The organism is Mycobacterium sp. 852002-51152_SCH6134967, assembly GCF_001667105.1.
Lineage (GTDB): Bacteria > Actinomycetota > Actinomycetes > Mycobacteriales > Mycobacteriaceae > Mycobacterium > Mycobacterium neumannii_A.
In genome coordinates this window covers 1-769 of the sequence record NZ_LZIK01000039.1, presented here as the reverse complement: position 1 = coordinate 769, position 769 = coordinate 1, and the positions used below count along the sequence as shown (strand labels likewise).

Annotated in this window: 1 protein-coding gene; it reads right to left on the bottom strand. The window is 68.7% G+C overall.

Annotation, left to right across the window (positions count from 1 at the left end; translation table 11 throughout):
• Positions 1-758: DUF222 domain-containing protein (locus A5790_RS12845; protein ID WP_156656383.1), on the bottom strand; the 758-nt coding region annotated here is incomplete at its 3' end.
• Positions 759-769: the final 11 nt, after the last annotated feature.

Below are 769 nucleotides of genomic sequence, written 5' to 3'. Positions count from 1 at the left end.
ATCACGGTGGTGTGCTGGCCGTGGGGGCGCCGGGTGGCTTCGGTGTCCCAGCCGGTGTCCACCAGGCGCAGGAACGCATCACCGAGGCTGGGAAACGGCGGTTGGCGCCGCAGATCACCGAGCCGCTCGCGGCGTTCGTGGGTGTCGCCGTCGGTGTCGGGGCCATGGTCGCTGATGTGTTCGTTGATCAGCGCGTCGCGGTGTGATTGCAGGGCGGCGTCGAACTTGGCGGCCTCCAGGGCGGGCAAGGTGATGCGGTAGGTGGTGGACTGCTCGCCGACGGTTTTGCTCAGCGAGGGTTCGGGGGCGGGTGCGGGGCGTTCGGGCTCGGGGCGCGGTTCGAGTTTGGCTGCAAAGCGCAGTTGGCTGACGGTGGCCACCGAGGCCAGCTGCGCGTAGTGCTCATCAGAGCCTGGGCCGGCGTGTTGGGCGATCACCCCGACCTGATCGGCCGACAGTCGGCCCTCCCGTAACTCGGTGGTGCAGCGGGGGAACTCCTCGATGCGCTGGGCGATCGCGGTGATCGTCTTGGCGGTGGTATCAGACAGGCCCAGCTTCCAGGCCACCAGCGCTTTGACCGAGCGCGCACCGGTGGCCCCCCACGACCGCTCACGCTCGATCGCAGCCACGATGTCCACGATGCGCCCATCGATGGCGTTGCGTTGACCGGCCAACTCCTCGAGCGCAGCGAACTGCGCCCCCAGGCGCTCATCGGGCGAGAGCTCCTCAGCCCCACAAGGCGCGGCGGTCAACGTCATAACCGCATCAT